The sequence below is a fragment of the Curtobacterium sp. MCBA15_001 genome, from assembly GCF_001864835.1.
GTDB lineage: Bacteria > Actinomycetota > Actinomycetes > Actinomycetales > Microbacteriaceae > Curtobacterium.
Genome location: NZ_MJGI01000002.1, coordinates 107,502 through 121,815, shown reverse-complemented (window position 1 = coordinate 121,815; position 14,314 = coordinate 107,502). Strand labels below are relative to the sequence as shown.

16 protein-coding genes are annotated in these 14,314 nt (G+C 71.3%); 8 read left to right on the top strand and 8 right to left on the bottom strand.

The genetic code is table 11. The features are described 5' to 3' along the window. Positions 1 to 102: 102 nt before the first annotated feature. The 5 genes from BIU90_RS00620 to xseA form a co-directional block, all read right to left on the bottom strand. A complete protein-coding gene (locus BIU90_RS00620; RefSeq protein ID WP_083403563.1) occupies positions 103 to 1,512 on the bottom strand; it encodes an aspartate ammonia-lyase in 1,410 nt (469 codons plus the stop codon). Positions 1,513 to 1,650: 138 nt separating this feature from the next. Beyond that, positions 1,651 to 2,265 carry a carbonic anhydrase gene (locus tag BIU90_RS00615; protein ID WP_071298300.1) on the bottom strand — a complete coding sequence of 205 codons (615 nt, stop codon included), beginning with the start codon at positions 2,263 to 2,265 and terminating at the stop codon, positions 1,651 to 1,653. Positions 2,266 to 2,313: 48 nt separating this feature from the next. Then, positions 2,314 to 2,949 (bottom strand): DUF4245 domain-containing protein, encoded by a 636-nt coding sequence (locus BIU90_RS00610; RefSeq protein ID WP_071298299.1) that lies wholly within the window; start codon positions 2,947 to 2,949, stop codon positions 2,314 to 2,316. Next, positions 2,946 to 3,209 carry an exodeoxyribonuclease VII small subunit gene (locus BIU90_RS00605; protein WP_071298298.1) on the bottom strand — a complete coding sequence of 88 codons (264 nt, stop codon included), beginning with the start codon at positions 3,207 to 3,209 and terminating at the stop codon, positions 2,946 to 2,948. The genes BIU90_RS00610 and BIU90_RS00605 overlap by 4 nt, the downstream gene beginning before the upstream one ends. 109 nt (positions 3,210 to 3,318) lie before the next feature. Next, positions 3,319 to 4,557, bottom strand: a complete 1,239-nt coding sequence (gene xseA / locus BIU90_RS00600) for an exodeoxyribonuclease VII large subunit (protein ID WP_071298316.1) — start codon at positions 4,555 to 4,557, stop codon at positions 3,319 to 3,321. Between the two features lie 86 nt (positions 4,558 to 4,643). On the opposite strand from xseA, the gene BIU90_RS00595 reads away from it, so the two are divergent. Together BIU90_RS00595 and BIU90_RS00590 are read left to right on the top strand one after the other, a co-directional pair. After that, positions 4,644 to 5,708 carry a 4-hydroxy-3-methylbut-2-enyl diphosphate reductase gene (locus tag BIU90_RS00595; protein WP_071298297.1) on the top strand — a complete coding sequence of 355 codons (1,065 nt, stop codon included), beginning with the start codon at positions 4,644 to 4,646 and terminating at the stop codon, positions 5,706 to 5,708. Further along, on the top strand, positions 5,705 to 6,406 hold the full coding sequence (locus BIU90_RS00590; RefSeq protein WP_071298296.1) for a DUF6264 family protein: 702 nt from the start codon (positions 5,705 to 5,707) through the stop codon (positions 6,404 to 6,406). The genes BIU90_RS00595 and BIU90_RS00590 overlap by 4 nt, the downstream gene beginning before the upstream one ends. Before the next feature lie 28 nt (positions 6,407 to 6,434). Here the strand turns inward: BIU90_RS00590 and BIU90_RS00585 are convergent, their stop codons facing one another. Further along, on the bottom strand, positions 6,435 to 6,998 hold the full coding sequence (locus tag BIU90_RS00585; protein ID WP_071298295.1) for a TetR family transcriptional regulator: 564 nt from the start codon (positions 6,996 to 6,998) through the stop codon (positions 6,435 to 6,437). Between the two features lie 82 nt (positions 6,999 to 7,080). On the opposite strand from BIU90_RS00585, the gene BIU90_RS00580 reads away from it, so the two are divergent. Further along, on the top strand, positions 7,081 to 8,199 hold the full coding sequence (locus BIU90_RS00580; protein WP_071298294.1) for a zinc-binding alcohol dehydrogenase family protein: 1,119 nt from the start codon (positions 7,081 to 7,083) through the stop codon (positions 8,197 to 8,199). Here BIU90_RS00580 and BIU90_RS00575 read toward each other — a convergent pair. Continuing rightward, positions 8,196 to 9,452, bottom strand: a complete 1,257-nt coding sequence (locus BIU90_RS00575; RefSeq protein WP_071298293.1) for a M18 family aminopeptidase — start codon at positions 9,450 to 9,452, stop codon at positions 8,196 to 8,198. The genes BIU90_RS00580 and BIU90_RS00575 overlap by 4 nt on opposite strands. Positions 9,453 to 9,547: 95 nt before the next feature. Then, positions 9,548 to 10,576 carry a class II fructose-bisphosphate aldolase gene (gene fbaA, locus BIU90_RS00570; RefSeq protein ID WP_071298315.1) on the bottom strand — a complete coding sequence of 343 codons (1,029 nt, stop codon included), beginning with the start codon at positions 10,574 to 10,576 and terminating at the stop codon, positions 9,548 to 9,550. Between the two features lie 159 nt (positions 10,577 to 10,735). Between fbaA and glpX the strand changes: the two genes are divergently transcribed. The 5 genes from glpX to BIU90_RS00545 all read left to right on the top strand — a co-directional run bounded on the left by glpX (position 10,736) and on the right by BIU90_RS00545 (position 14,251). Next, the gene (gene glpX, locus BIU90_RS00565) at positions 10,736 to 11,725 is read left to right on the top strand and encodes a class II fructose-bisphosphatase (protein WP_071298292.1); all 990 of its coding nucleotides are present in this window, start codon (positions 10,736 to 10,738) and stop codon (positions 11,723 to 11,725) included. A gap of 171 nt (positions 11,726 to 11,896) precedes the next feature. Then, a complete protein-coding gene (locus tag BIU90_RS00560; protein WP_071298291.1) occupies positions 11,897 to 12,793 on the top strand; it encodes a hypothetical protein in 897 nt (298 codons plus the stop codon). A gap of 175 nt (positions 12,794 to 12,968) precedes the next feature. Continuing rightward, positions 12,969 to 13,121 carry a hypothetical protein gene (locus BIU90_RS18505; RefSeq protein WP_175470095.1) on the top strand — a complete coding sequence of 51 codons (153 nt, stop codon included), beginning with the start codon at positions 12,969 to 12,971 and terminating at the stop codon, positions 13,119 to 13,121. 56 nt (positions 13,122 to 13,177) lie between these two features. Continuing rightward, positions 13,178 to 13,555: a hypothetical protein gene (locus BIU90_RS00550; protein ID WP_071298289.1), complete on the top strand. Its 378-nt coding sequence runs from the start codon at positions 13,178 to 13,180 to the stop codon at positions 13,553 to 13,555. A gap of 249 nt (positions 13,556 to 13,804) precedes the next feature. Next, positions 13,805 to 14,251, top strand: a complete 447-nt coding sequence (locus BIU90_RS00545) for a suppressor of fused domain protein (protein WP_139195034.1) — start codon at positions 13,805 to 13,807, stop codon at positions 14,249 to 14,251. Positions 14,252 to 14,314: the final 63 nt, after the last annotated feature.

The window sequence follows — 14,314 nt, the reverse complement described above, 5'->3', positions numbered from 1 at the left end:
AGAACTGTCGCTTTCGCGGATCGGAGACCGGAGGGCGCACGGACGGACGGGAGGCCCGGTGCCAGCTGGCACCGGGCCTCCCGTCCGTCCGCGGTCAGCGCGTCAGTTCGGGTGCGTCATCGACAGCACGTCGAGCGCCTGGTCGAGCTGCTGCTCGGTGACCTCGCCCCGCTCGACGTGGCCGAGCGCGATGACCGCCTCGCGCACCGTGACGCCCTCGGCCACGGCGTACTTCGCGACCTTGGCGGCGGCCTCGTACCCGATCGCACGGTTCAGCGGCGTGACGATCGACGGCGACGACTCCGCGAACGCCCGCGCTCGCTCGAGGTTCGCCTGCAGCCCGTCGATGGTCTTGTCGGCGAGGACCCGCGAGCTGTTCGCCAGCAGCCGGATCGACTCGAGCAGCGCGGTGCCCATGACGGGGATCGCGACGTTGAGCTCGAACGCGCCGGACGCACCGGCCCAGGCGATCGTGGCGTCGTTGCCGATCACCCGGGCGGCCACCATCAGCGTGGCCTCGGGGATGACCGGGTTGACCTTGCCGGGCATGATCGAGGACCCGGGCTGCAGGTCCGGGATGTGGAGTTCGCCGAGGCCGGTGTTCGGCCCCGATCCCATCCAGCGCAGGTCGTTGTTGATCTTCGTCAGGCTGACGGCGAGCACCTTGAGCGCTCCGGAGGCCTCGACGAGGGCATCGCGCGCACCCTGGGCCTCGAAGTGGTCGAGCGCCTCGGTGATCGGCAGGCCGGTGTCCTCGGCGAGCTGCGCGATGACCTGCTGCGGGAAGCCCTTCGGGGTGTTGATGCCGGTGCCGACCGCGGTGCCGCCGAGCGGGACCTCGGCGACGCGGGGGAGGGTGGCGTTCACGCGGTCGATGCCGAGGCGGATCTGCCGCGCGTACCCGCCGAACTCCTGCCCGAGGGTGACCGGGGTGGCGTCCATCAGGTGCGTCCGTCCGGACTTCACCGCGTCGGCCCACAGCGTGGCCTTCGCCTCGAGCGACTCGGCGAGGTGCTCCAGCGCGGGGACGAGCGAGCGGATCAGGGCGTCGGTCACGGCGACGTGCACCGAGGTGGGGAAGACGTCGTTCGAGGACTGCGACGCGTTCACGTGGTCGTTCGGGTGCACGGCCGTGCCGGCGACGTCCGAGGCCAGGGTCGCCAGGACCTCGTTCATGTTCATGTTCGACGACGTGCCGCTGCCGGTCTGGTAGACGTCGACGGGGAACTGGTCGTGGTGGTCGCCGGCGATGATCGTGTCGGCTGCGCGCTGGATCGCCTGGGCGACGGTGCCGTCGATGATCCCGAGCTGCCCGTTCACGATGGCCGCAGCGCGCTTGATCCGGGCGAGCGCGACGATCTGCGCGGACTCGAGCCCGGTGCCGGAGATCGGGAAGTTCTCGACGGCACGCTGCGTCTGCGCCCGGTAGAGCGCCGAGGCCGGCACGCGGACCTCGCCCATCGTGTCGTGTTCGATCCGGTACTCGGCGGTCGTCTCGGTGGTGTCGGTCACGTCGTCGTGGTCCTTCCTGGTGGTGCGCCGGTCGCGGTCGCGTCCGGTGGTGGTGGTCGCTGACTGGTGGTCAGGCGTCGGTGCTGGTCGTGTGTCGGTGCTGGTCGTGTGTCGGTGCTGGCTCTGCGTCCGTGCTGCTCAGGCGTCGCCGACGACCGTGTCGATCGACACCTGGCCCGTGGCCAGGTCGTAGGTCGCGCCGACCACGGCCAGGCGCCCCTCGGCGATGGCGTCCGAGACGGCCCCGGAGCGCTCGAGCACGGCGCGCAGGGTGGCTTCGAGGTGCGCGGCGCCGATCGACTCCTGCGGGATCTCGGGGTCGGTCGAGCGGACCCGTTCGACGCTCGGGGTGATGGCGTCGACCAGGGCCTGCAGGTGCGGCGCGGGCACGGGTTCGCCGGAGCGGGCGGCAGCGACGGCACCGCACTTGGTGTGCCGCAGGACCACCACGAGCGGGGTGCCGAGCGCGACGACGGCGAACTCGATCGAACCGAGCACGACGTCGTCGACGATCTGTCCGGCGTTGCGGATGGCGAAGACGTCACCGATGCCGGCGTCGAAGACGTGCTCGAACGGCACGCGCGAGTCGGAGCAGCCGAGCACCGTGGCGAAGGGGGCCTGCGACCCGGCGAGCTCGCTGCGACGCTCGGGGTCGGTCCGCCCGGTGCGGCGCTTGTCGGCGGCGAAGCGGGCGTTCCCCTCGACGAGCATGCGGAGGGCCTCGGCGGGCGTGGACGCGGCGCGGTCGGTCATGGGGTCGGCTCCTCGGGTGCTGGTTCGGGTGTCAGGAGGGGTGGTGGGTCAGCCGAGCTGCTCGGTGACGGCAGCCGCGACGGTGCGGAACGAGCGGTCGTCCGCCGTGCCGGCCAGCACGATGGTGTTCCGGCCGAACGTGGTCACGAGGGAGTACGCCTGGTTGCCGGCACCCTTGCCTTCGTCGCGACGGTCGTACACGGTCCACTTCGTGCCGTCGATCGTGCGGCTGCCGGTGGCAGCGTGCTGGTCGAGCTGGTTCGCGACCCAGGTCGGGTTGGCGTCGATGCCCTGCTGCAGCCCGATGAACTGCTTGTCGGGCGTGAGGAGCCCCACGGTCCAGACGTCGACCCCGTCGGCGCCGCGGTCCTTGTAGTCCGCACGGTTCGACGCGTACGAGTCGGGCAGGTCGGGCACGGCGAGCGTGACACCGGGCACGGCTGCCTGGGACGCGACCTGGCGGTAGTCCACGTCGCGGTCGACGGTCGTGTCCGGTCGGGCGACGACGGCCACCAGGAAGACGACGATGCCGAGCGACGCGATCAGGGCGAGGACCAGGTTGAACGCGGTCTGGTGCTGACGACGAGCGCGGCGGGCGGTGTCCTTGCGCGCCCAGGTCTCCTCAGCGGTCTCGGGTCGACCGAGTTCGGCGACGACCGGGCGGCCGGTCTCCGGGTCGGTCATCGGGCTGTCCCACCGTCGACGCCCGCGACGGCGCCGTCCGCGCGGTCGCTCGCGGCACGGGCAGCGTCGAGTCGGGCACGGGCCCCGACGAGCCACTCCTCGCAGCGCGCCGCCAGGGCCTCGCCGCGTTCCCAGAGCGTCAGCGAGCGCTCGAGCGTCGCCGACCCCTGCTCGAGCTCGGCGACCACGCGCACGAGTTCGTCACGGGCGGCTTCGTAGCTCAGGGAGCCGACGGCTGCGGGCTGTTCCTCGGATGACACGCTCCGATCCTACCGAGGACCCATGACCGTCGGGCGCGTCCCGAGCGACTGTGGAGAACCGACCGGGACCGACGCCGACGGCGCCGCCCGGCCCGTCACCGGGACCGACTCAGGCCGCGCCGTCCGGCCCCGGTCCCTCGGGCTCGAGCGTGCCCGTCGCGGTCCCGGCGCCGAGCGTCACCCGGACGTCGGTCGCGCCGCCCAGGTCGGACGCCGCACGGACCAGCGCGCCGTCGGTGGTCTGCACGATGGCGTAGCCGCGGCGCAGGGTGTCCCGCGGCGAGAGCGCCCGGAGCCGCCCGGTCAGGTGTCCGACCTCGGCGTGGGACCGCTCGATGCGCCGGTCGAGCAGTTCGCGGGCGCGGGACAGGTCGCGCGCCACCTCTTCCGCCCGGGTGTCGACGAGCCACGCGGTCGACGCCAGCGCCGGACGCGAACGCAGGGCTGCGATCCGGTCTGCCTCGACCGACAGGGTGTGTGAGAGCCGCAGGCCGATCCGGGCACGGGCCTGCCGCACGTTCGCCAGTTCCTCGGCGACGTCGGGCACCACGCGCTTGGCAGCGTCGGTCGGGGTGGACGCCCGCAGGTCCGCCACCTCGTCGAGGATCGGCCGGTCGGCTTCATGCCCGATGGCAGAGACGATCGGGGTGGTCGCGGCAGCGGCGGCCCGCACGAGTCCTTCGTCGCTGAAGCCGAGCAGGTTCTGGAAGTCGCCACCACCACGGGCGACGATGATGACGTCGACGTCCGGGTCGGCATCGAGCTCGAGGATGGCGGCCGTCACCTCGGCCACGGCACGCTCACCCTGCACCGCCGCGTGCACCGTCCGGAACTCGACCTGCGGCCACCGCAGCTGCGCGTTCCGCTTGACGTCCTTCTCGGCGTCGGAGTCCTTGCCGGTGACCAGTCCGATCCGGTGCGGCAGGAACGGCAGGCGCTTCTTGCGGGCCGGGTCGAACAGGCCCTCGTCCGCCAGGGTGCGGCGCAGGCGTTCGAGGCGTTCGAGCAGGTCGCCCAGCCCGACGTGCTTCATCTCGACGACCTGCATCGTCAGCGAGCCGCCCTTGACCCAGTAGTTCGGCTTGACGGCGGCGACGACGCGAGCGCCCTGCTTCAGGTCGGCGGGGACCCGGGCCCGCACGCTCGACCAGATCGAGAACGACACCGTGGCGTCGACCTCGAGGTCCTTGAGCTTGCCGTACACGTTGCCGCCAGCGACGTTCCACTGCGTGATCTCGCCTTCGACCCACGCGGTGCCCAGGCGGTCGATCCAGTCCCGCATCTTGGCACCGAGCAGCGCGACGGGCCACGGGTCGTCGGCCGTCGGTGGTCCCTGTTCGATCGCCATGCCCCCATGCTGCCGCATGCCGACGACACCACCGCCCAGTCCGTGCACCCAGGCCCCGCGGCTGCCCGGCACCTATCATCGGGGGCGTGACGATCACGAACGGCCACTCGGTCCCCCTCGCCCCGCCGCGCAGCCCTGCGCCCCGCGGGCGGCTGCGGGACGAGCCGGTCGCGGCGACCAAGAAGGTCCTGTTGGCGGCGCCCCGTGGCTACTGCGCCGGCGTGGACCGCGCGGTCGTCGCCGTCGAGAAGGCGCTGGAGCAGTACGGCGAGCCCGTCTACGTCCGCAAGCAGATCGTCCACAACGTGCACGTCGTGTCCACGCTCGAGCAGCGCGGCGCGGTCTTCGTCGACGACGTCGCCGAGGTCCCGCGCGGCTCGCACGTCGTCTTCAGCGCCCACGGCGTCTCGCCCGCTGTCGTCGCCGGCGCCGCCGAGCGCGACCTGCACGCCATCGACGCGACCTGCCCGCTGGTCACGAAGGTGCACCGCGAGGCCACCCGGTTCGCCCGCGCCGAGCGCACGATCATCCTCATCGGCCACACCGGCCACGAAGAGGTCGAGGGCACGATGGGCCACGCGCCCGAGCAGACCATCCTGGTGAACGGACCCGAGGACGTCGCGAGCCTGCAGGTCGACGACCCGGACAACCTGGTCTGGCTCTCGCAGACCACCCTGAGCGTGGACGAGACCATGGAGACGGTGCGGTTGCTGCGCGAGCGGTTCCCCTCGATCCAGGACCCGCCCTCGGACGACATCTGCTACGCCACCCAGAACCGGCAGGTCGCGATCAAGAAGGTCGCGCCCCAGGCGGACCTGGTGATCGTCGTCGGTTCCGCCAACTCCTCCAACAGCGTCCGCCTGGTCGAGGTCGCGCTGGAACACGGCGCCCGCGCGGCCCACCGCGTCGACTACGCCGAGGAGATCCAGCAGTCCTGGCTCGACGGCGTCGCCACGGTCGGGGTCACCAGCGGCGCGTCCGTCCCCGAGGAACTCGTCCACGAGGTGCTCGAACAGCTCGCCGACGCGGGCTACGGCAGTGTCGAGGAGGTCGTGACGGCACACGAGGACCTGATGTTCTCGCTGCCCAAGGAGCTCCGCACCGACGCGGCGGGGAACCCCACGCGGGCACTCGGCGGGCGTCGCGCATGAACCGCGACGACTGGTCCGCCGTGCCGGCCCGAGACCCGGGCACCGTCCCGGACGCACACGTCGCCCACGGCGACCGAACCGGCCAGGAGGCCCGGCACGGCTCCGCCACGTCGGCCGCCCTGGCAGCGGGTCGCGTCCACGGCCGCCCTGCACCGCAGTACGGCGAGTACGCGCCCGCCGGGTGGGTCAACCCCGTCCTGGCAGACCAGGCCCGCGCCGCGCAGGAGCACGCCGCTGCCACCCCGCCGGCTGCCCGGCCCGCTCAGGTGCGGACCGGGCGTCCGGCGCCGACGCGACCCGGTGGTCGGTCGGCCGCGCCGGTGAAACGGCTCGGAGCGTCCCAAGGCGACCTCTTCCTCACGCTCATGCTGCTCGGACTCGGGCTGTGGTCGGTCATCGGGTACTTCCGCACCGGCGAGGTCGCCACCGCGGTCCGCCGGGCGATCGAACAGCAGTACACGGCGCTGTCGGACCCGTCGGCATTGTCCACCGCGGCGAACGTCAACCTCGTCGGCGCCCTGACGATCCTGGTGTTCACGGTGTGGTGGAGCGTCACCCGGTTGCGCGCCGGCAAGCGGTCCGTGTGGGTGCCGCTGCTCGGCGGTGTCGTCGCCACGGTGTTCAGCACCGTCGTCTTCATGGTCGTCCTGTCGCACGACCCGGCCTTCGCGGCCTGGTGGGCCCAGCGGAACGGCTGACGCTGCGGACCGGATGACGCGCTGGTCCTCAGCCGTGGAGCACGGAGCGCATCCGTTCGGCTGACCGGTCGAGGTGGACGCTGAACGGCTGGTCCGCGTCGTCCGAAAGCCACCCCTGCAGCGCGGTCTGGAACAGCTCGACGCTCACGCCCGCCAACACCTCTGCGGTGAGCGCGTCCTCGCCCCGGTCGAGGAACCCGTCCCGCACGGCCCGGCGCAGGTCGGACTGCTTCCGCAGGTCGCGCTCGCGCAGGGCCGGTTCGGCGTCGATGATGCGCCGGGCCTGGCGGATCTCGGTGCGTCGGGGCTCGAACCGGCGTGCACCCAGGTCCCGGAGCCCGTCGAGCACGACGGCGAACGCGTCGGCGTCCCTCGGTGCGGCAGCCAGCATCCGTCGGGCGAGGTCCGGGATCTCGTCGTCGCCGAAGAACACCTCGCGCTTGTCGGTGAAGTGCCGGAAGAACGTGCGCTTGGTCAGCCCGGCCCGCTCCACGATCTCCGGCACGGTCGTCGCGGCGAACCCGCGTTCGGCGAAGAGCTCGAGCGCGGCAGCACGCAGACGTTCGCGTGTGTCCGGTGCCCACCTGCCCATGCCAGCAGCATACGACTGATGACACCAGGTGTCATCCCGTGTAGTGTGACGACACCAAGTGTCATCACCACGGAGGTCGACCATGTCCCAGAACACCGCAGCCGTCCTGCCGGCACCGAGAGCAGCCCTGGTCGTCCGTCCGGCGCCGATGCCAGAACCGGCTCCGGACGAGGTGGTCGTCCGGGTCCGAGCCGTCGCCGTGAACCCCGTCGACTGGATCATCCAGGGCACCGGGTCCGTGACCTACCGGTGGCTCCGGACGCCGGCGGTCCTGGGGTCCGACGTCGCGGGTGAGGTGGTCGCCATCGGGTCGTCCGTCGCGCGCTTCGCGGTGGGGGACCGAGTCGTCGGCCTCGCCACCGGGACGGACCGCGGTCGTGACCCGCAGCACGAGGGCGCCTTCCAGACGTACACGGCGCTGCTCGAACGGCTGACCGCGCCGGTGCCCGACGGCATGTCCGACCAGGACGCTGCCGTCCTGCCGCTGGGGGTCTCCACCGCTGCGTGCGGCCTGTTCCAACCCCGGCACCTGGGACTGCGGATGCCGGGTGACGTCGGCGACACGAGTGACCGCGGCGTGGTCGTCGTGTGGGGCGGATCGACCAGCGTGGGGATGAACGCCGTGCAGCTGGCGCGGGCCGCCGGCTACGACGTGGTCAGCACCGCGTCCCCGAAGAACGCCGACGCGGTCCGCGCACTCGGGGCGGACGTCGTGGTGGACCACCGTGACCCTGCGGCCGTCGACGACCTGGTCCGCGGGATCGCCGGACGCCCGGTCGTCGGGGCGATCGCACTCGGGTCGGGATCAGCCCAGGCATGTCTGCGCGTCCTGCGCCGGACGGGTGGGACCGTGCTGGCGATGGCGAGCACCCCGGTCTCCCTGGAGGGCCTGGCGGGCCGTCGTCGACTCTTCCCCGCGATGCTGCCGGTCTTCAGCAGGATCGGCATCACGATGGCGCTGTTGACGCTCCGTGCACGTCGAGCCGGGATCCGGACCGGGTTCATCTGGGGCAGCAGTCTGCGTGACGACGCCATGGGGCAGCGGCTGTGGTCCGAGGTGCTGCCCGCGGGCCTGGCCGACGGCAGCATCCGCGCCGTCCCGACGCCGATGGTCGTCGGCGAGGGACTCGGCGCGGTGCAGGGAGCGTTCGACCGACAGCGTGCCGGGGTGTCCGCGACGAAGGTCGTCGTGACGCTCTAGCCCGCCAGGAACGCGGCGACAGCGCCGTGCAGTGCTGCCAGGTCGTCGACGTGCACGAGCTCGCGGACCGAGTGCATCGACAGCAGGCCCACGCCGATGTCGATCGTCGGGATGCCGAGTCGGGTCGCCGCGATCGGACCGATCGTCGAGCCGCCCGGGATCGTGTTCACGTTGACGAACGGCTGGAACGGGACGCCCGCGGTGGCACAGGCGGCAGCGAACACCGCCTCGCCCTTCGCCTCGGTCATGTAGCGCTGGTTCGCGCTGATCTTCAGGAGCGGGCCACCACCGGGACGCGGGCGGTTCGTCGGGTCGTGCTTCTCCGGCTGGTTCGGGTGCACCAGGTGACCGGCGTCGCTGGACAGCAACCACGAGGCGCGGAACGCCCGGGCGGCCTCGGAGCGGGTGGCGCCGAGACCTTCCTGCACGCGGCCGAGGACGTCCTCGAGGAACGGTCCGCCCGCGCCGGACGGCGTCGCCGACCCGACCTCTTCGTGGTCGAACGCCGCGAACACGGGGACGTGGTCGCCGTCGGCAGGCGCGTCGACGATCCCGCGGAGCCCGGCGTGCACGCTCGTCAGGTTGTCCATCCGGCCGGACGCCAGGAACTCCCGCTCGATGCCGATCCGCGCCGGCGCCTGCGTGTCCGCGAGGAACAGGTCCCACGACACCGCGTCGCCGACTCGGGCACGGAGCCACGCGAGGACGTCCGAGCCGCCGTCGTCGCCCCCGACGCCGACCACCGGGATGGTGTGGCGCTGCCGGTCGATCTCCTTGCCGTCGTTCACGCCGCGGTCCAGGTGGATCGCGAGGTTCGGGATCCGCGCCACGGGGCCGGTCGACACGAGCCGCACGGAGCCGTCGGCGTCGACGACCCGCCCGGCGATCTGCAGGTCGCGGTCGAACCACGTGGACAGCAGGGCACCGCCGTACACCTCGACGTTGAGCTGCTCCCACCCGAGGGTCCGGACCACGGGGTTCGGCTTGACGCGGAACGTGGGGGAGTCGGTGTGGGCGCCGAGGATGCGGAAGGGCGTGGTGGCGGTCGCGCCCTGTGGCAGACGCCAGGCGATGACGGCACCGTCGCGGACGACGACGTAGGCGCCGGCCTCGGTCGGCCAGGCGTCGAACTCGGACAGTTCGGTGAACCCCGCTGCGACGAGCTGGTCCCGTGCCACGGCCGCCGCGTGGAACGCGGTCGGGGACTCGGTGACGTACTGGGCGAAGGCAGAGGCGATGGCGTCGGAGGTCACCCGCCCATCGTGGCACGGGTGGTGGCGGCGACCGGACGCGGAACGGGGCGCGTCCGTCGGACGCGCCCCGTTCCTCCTGGCTGGTGCCTGCCGGACTAGCTCTTGCTGTTGCCGGCCGAGCCGAGGACCTTCGCGGCCTCGCCGACGCGGGCGGCCATCGCCGTCTCGGCGACCTTGCCCCAGGCACGCGGGTCGTACTGCTTCTTGTTGCCGACCTCGCCGTCGATCTTCAGGACGCCCTCGTAGTTGCTGAACATCGAGCCGGCGATCGAGCGCGTGAACGCGTACTGCGTGTCCGTGTCGATGTTCATCTTGATGACGCCGTTGCGGACGGCCTCGTTGATCTCGTCGTCGGTCGAGCCGGAGCCGCCGTGGAAGACGAGGTCGAGGGGGTTCTCGCCGGTGCCGTGCTTGGCGGCGACCGCTGCCTGGATCTCGCCGAGGAGCTCCGGGCGCAGCTTGACGTTGCCCGGCTTGTAGACGCCGTGCACGTTGCCGAAGGTGAGTGCGGCGATCCAGCGACCCTTGTCACCCAGGCCGAGCGCGTCGACGACCCGCTCGACGTCGTTCGGGGTCGTGTAGAGCGCGTCGTTCGTGCCCTCGTGCTCGACGCCGTCCTCTTCGCCGCCCACGACGCCGATCTCGACCTCGAGGATGGCGTTGATGTTGCGGGTCTTCTCGATCATCGTGCGCGCGATCTCGATGTTCTCGTCGAGCGGCACGGCCGAGCCGTCCCACATGTGCGACTGGAAGATCGGGTTGCGGCCGTGGCGGACCTCTTCCTCGCTCGCCGCGATGAGCGGGAGCACGAAGCCGTCGAGCGCGTCCTTCGGGCAGTGGTCGGTGTGGAGCGCGACCGTGATGGGGTAGTTCTTGGCGACCTCGTGCGCGAACCTGGCCATCGCGAGGGCACCGGCGGCGCGGTTCTTCACGGTGTGGCCGGCGAAGTAGTCGGCGCCGCCCGTGGTGACCTGCAGGATGCCGTCGGAACCGGCCTCGGTCAGCCCCTGCAGGACCGCGTTGATGGTCTGCGACGAGGACACGTTCACCGCGGGGTAGGCGAACTTGCCGGCCTTCGCTCGTTCGAGCATCTCGGCGTACTGTTCCGGCGTTGCGATGGGCACGTGGATCTCCTTCGACTCGGTGGCGTCCGGTCCGATCGTAGTCAGGGCCGGTTGACTGTTGCGCGGGTGCGGTGCGGTGCGGGTTGCGCGGTTGCGTCGCATCGTGCACATCCGTCCACCGCGGCGGCGTCGCCACCGCCGCTCGGTAGTCTTGTCGGCGTGACTCCCACGACTGAGACCGGCTCCCTGTTCCTCCAGCCTGACCGCAACCTGGCGCTCGAGCTCGTGCGTGCGACCGAGGCGGCGGCGATCCGGGCGCAGCCGTGGGTGGGTCGTGGTGAGAAGAACCTCGCCGACGGTGCCGCGGTCGACGCGATGCGCAAGTTCCTCGGCACGGTCAACTTCGACGGCGTCGTGGTCATCGGTGAGGGCGAGAAGGACAACGCCCCGATGCTCTACAACGGCGAGCACGTCGGCAACGGCCACGGCCCCGCGTGCGACATCGCGGTCGACCCGATCGACGGCACCTCGTTGACCGCTGCCGGCCGGCAGAACGCGATCTCGGTGATGGCCGTCTCGGACCGCGGCTCGATGTACGACCCCTCCGCGGTGTTCTACATGGACAAGATCGCCGCCGGTCCCGAGGGGCGCGGGGTCCTGGACCTGGAGAAGCCGATCGGGGAGAACATCCGCGCGCTGGCGAAGGCCAAGGGCAAGGACCTCGAGGACATGGTCGTCGCCGTCCTCGACCGTCCCCGCCACGACGAGCTGATCCGTGCGATCCGTGCCACCGGCGCCGGGACCCGGTTGCTGCTCGACGGTGACGTCGCGGGTGGCATCGCTGCGGCGCTGCCCGGATCGAACATCGACATGTGCGTCGGTGTCGGCGGGACGCCCGAGGGCATCATCACCGCGTGCGCGATCAAGGCACTCGGTGGCGTGATCCTCGGCAAGCTGCAGCCCAAGGACGACGAGGAGCGCGAGCGCGCCGTCGCTGCCGGGCACGACCTGGACAAGGTCCTGGACCAGGACGACCTGGTCACGGGTGACAACACGTTCTTCGTCGCCACGGGTGTCACCGACGGTGTGCTCGTCGACGGTGTCCGCCGTTCGCGCGGCGTGATCCACACGGACTCGCTCGTGCTCCGGTCCCGCTCGAACACGATCCGTCGCATCCAGGCCGACCACCGCGCCGAGAAGTGGTTCTGATCCACAGCGTGTGAGCAGCGGGCGTCGTCGGTCTCCGGCGGCGCCCGCTGCTCGTTCGTGACAGGTCGTCGCGTCAAGGCACGCTCTGTCCCGGTGCCGGCTTCGTCTCGGTGCAGTGCTCGCCCCGGTGCCGGCTTCGTCCCGCTGCCGACCTGCCCGTAGGGTCGGAGCATGAGCGTCGCCACTGCACGGATCGTCGGACTGGACACTGCGGGCATCCGCCGCACCCGCGCGGAGGCCGATGGAACCACCGACCGCCTGCCGCACGTCGTCCCCGTTGCGCCGGACCTCGGCGTGGTCCTCGCTGACGACAGCGGGGCGCTCCTGACCGAGCCCGCGCTCCGCGAGCTGGGCTGGACCGACGATGACGTGGTGCGAGCCGCGGTCGAGGTCGCGCAGCAACAGGCCGACGGGGACGTCGCGGTCGTCCGTCCGGGAACGGTCGTGGTGCAGGACCCTGACCTCGCCGTGCTGCTCGTCGCCGCACCGTCGAGTCTGCAGGGCATCGACCTCGAGGGGGCGCCGGTCCTGTTCCCGGTCGCTCCGACCACCTTCATCCTGACCGGAGCCGACGACGCGACCGGACTGCAGACGGCTGCCGGGTTGGCGGCGCAGATCCTCGCCGACGAGGACGGCGGCGTCCTGAGCGGGCCGCCGGTCGTACTCGGGTCGGACGGGTGGCAGCCGTTCCGGCACGACGGTGTCGACGCGGACCTCCGGACCATCCGAGCGCTCTGGACCTCGACGGCCGCGAACCTCCAGCAGGAGGCGCTGCAGGCGGTGCTCGAACGCCGGGGCGAGGACGTCCACGTGGCACCGGTGTCGGTCGCACGCCTGGACGACGGAGACGCCGCCTTCGCCTACTCGGCCTGGACCGAGGACGTCGAGACGATCGTTGCGGCCGTCGACACCGTCGTGCTCGTGACCCTCGACGGCCAGACACTGCCGATGCCGTTCAGTCGTCTGCGGGAGCTCGTCCCCGGGAACGTCGACGAACTCGCGGTCCGGCCGGTGCGCTACCGGCTGCACGGGTACCCGGACGTCGAGGGGCTCCGCGCACAGCTCTGAGCAGGTCTTGCAACGACTCGGAGCCCAGCCTGCCTCCTGCTATCGTCGCAGTCGCACTTCTGTGGAGAACTTGGCCAGCAGAGCGACCTGGGGAGGGATGATGGGGCGACCGTCGGGGTGGGATGTCGTCGATCAGGGGGACGACCCGGTCAAGGGGGATCCCGCGACGATCCGGATGATGGGTCGGGAGTACCAGCGCATCTCCGATGCCGCCGCTGATGCGTCGACCCGGCTCCGGTCCGTGAAGGGGTCCGGCTGGTTGACGGACTGGGAAGGCGACGCTGCCGACGTGTTCGTCGACGCCATCCAGGACACCCGTCGGATCTGAGCAAGCTCGTCGACTCCTACGAGCTCGCCGCGACCGCCCTGTCGGGGTGGGCGGACGTGGTCGATGACACCCAGTACCGCGCTGACGGGGCGTTGGCGGACGCGAAGGACGCCGCCGGGGACCTCACCGCCGCGCAGGGCCGGTTGAGCGATGCGCAGTCGACTCTGTCGCACTACCAGTCCACGGCCCGGTCGTTGACGTCCGTCGCGGACCAGTACCCCACCGGATCCGAGGTGCCCGCCGGGGTCGACGTGCCATCGCCGGCGCAGTTGCGGGCCGCGTCGGACAACACCACCGTCGCGCAGGGGTCCGTGTCGAGCGCGACCAAGACGGTCGTACCGCTCTGCTCCACGTCGTTCTTCGGGCTGTCCCTTCCTACGCGCGATCGGGACGACCGGAGATCAACGGTGCTCGAACGGCCGTGCGACTCCTGACGGCGGCTGGAGCGTCGCCGCTCGACGCCTCCGACGACGGGTCGACTCCGCTCGCCATCGCCACGGACTACGACCTGCGTGAGCTCGTCGAGGAACTCGAGCGATGAGCGATCTACCCCGAACTCTCCAGGACGCAGGGTGGATCGCTTCGTTCTTCGGCTCCGACCTCGACGCGACGCAGAAGGTCGGGGAGGTCGAGGGCATCAACATCACCCCCTCGAGGGACCCAAGGAGCCGTTCGTTGCCGTGATGACGGCAGGTCTCGCGGAGGCGGTGCCAGGGGGCCTTGCGCGGCAGGAGATCCTCGTCACGGTGCACCCCCTGCAGTGGGAGGCGGCGAGGATATTGGTCAGCGCCACCACTTCCACAATTCTGGAGCGAGGGCGCGGCCTGATCCGTGGAGACGTTGTGACGTCGGATGAGCCACTTCTCGCAGGCACGGAGATCGGTGGGGTGCTTGCTGCGGTGAATCCGTACCTCCCCGAGGAATCATCGAATCGTCCTTCGGAGACCGGCGGCGTCGAGACCGAGTTCATGTCGCTCATCCCGCTGACGGTTGCGGAAGGCTCTTGGCTCGCTGCGAGTCCAGAAGCGGACCTGGGCGCACGTCAGGTCCGGCTGCTGGAACTGCTCGACGACGAATCGGTCGATCTGCTGGACGTGCGGCGAACGTCCGTACTCACTCCGTTGCCCTGACGGCAGGCAATGTGCTCGACAGCCGATGATCGGGCCGACTTCCGACTGTGATCGGGGGGGGGG

Coding starts and splice junctions, on each gene's coding strand:
- BIU90_RS00615 (WP_071298300.1), bottom strand. CDS start 2,265: ATGACCGACCGCGCCGCGTCCACGCCCGCCGAGGCCCTCCGCATGCTC.
- BIU90_RS00610 (WP_071298299.1), bottom strand. CDS start 2,949: ATGACCGACCCGGAGACCGGCCGCCCGGTCGTCGCCGAACTCGGTCGA.
- BIU90_RS00560 (WP_071298291.1), top strand. CDS start 11,897: ATGAGCGTCGCCACTGCACGGATCGTCGGACTGGACACTGCGGGCATC.
- BIU90_RS00590 (WP_071298296.1), top strand. CDS start 5,705: ATGAACCGCGACGACTGGTCCGCCGTGCCGGCCCGAGACCCGGGCACC.
- BIU90_RS00580 (WP_071298294.1), top strand. CDS start 7,081: ATGTCCCAGAACACCGCAGCCGTCCTGCCGGCACCGAGAGCAGCCCTG.
- BIU90_RS18505 (WP_175470095.1), top strand. CDS start 12,969: ATGATGGGTCGGGAGTACCAGCGCATCTCCGATGCCGCCGCTGATGCG.
- BIU90_RS00545 (WP_139195034.1), top strand. CDS start 13,805: ATGACGGCAGGTCTCGCGGAGGCGGTGCCAGGGGGCCTTGCGCGGCAG.
- xseA (WP_071298316.1), bottom strand. CDS start 4,557: ATGGCGATCGAACAGGGACCACCGACGGCCGACGACCCGTGGCCCGTC.
- BIU90_RS00585 (WP_071298295.1), bottom strand. CDS start 6,998: ATGGGCAGGTGGGCACCGGACACACGCGAACGTCTGCGTGCTGCCGCG.